This window comes from Bacillus sp. LR--39 (assembly GCF_053613335.1).
The window spans coordinates 1-512 of record NZ_JBSIOT010001642.1 but is presented as its reverse complement, the minus strand read 5'-3'; the positions used below and the strand labels follow the sequence as shown (position 1 = coordinate 512).

The 512-nt window shown below is 46.7% G+C and carries 1 protein-coding gene; it reads left to right on the top strand.

All coding sequences use genetic code 11. From position 1 onward, the window contains the following. The coding region (locus ACWHAR_RS32265; protein ID WP_452089075.1) for an ABC transporter substrate-binding protein at nucleotides 1–512 on the top strand (512 nt) is incomplete at both ends.

Below are 512 nucleotides of genomic sequence, written 5' to 3'. Positions count from 1 at the left end.
AAAGCTTAAAAAGGCAAAGGAGCTGCTTCAGCAGTATCAGTCCGTGTTTCCAGGGCTTCAAAACGAATATAACATGTGGCTTTCAGAGGTGTTCGGATTTGTGACGGAGACAGGCGAGAATGGGGCGAAGGATGTCCTGCGGCTGTTCATCACACCTGAATCTGTCAGCAGTTTGGATCCATGCCAAATATTTTTGCGGTCTGAGGGCCATTTCGTCAAACAGATATTTGATACACTCTTCACGTTTGATTCGGATATGCAGGAGCCGAAGCCTCATTTGGTTCATGGATGGGAAGAGGTCGAAAAAAAACAATGGAGATTTTTTCTTCGAAAAGGTGTGTCATTTCATAATGGACAGCCGCTGACATCGCGGGACGTTGCGTTTACGTTTCAGCGCTTTTTGGAACTGGGTGACAACCCGTATAAATGGCTTCTGCACGGAGTGAAACAAGTCTTAGAAAAGGGCCCTTATTGTGTGGCGCTCATACTCGATAGGCCGAATGCGCTTTTGC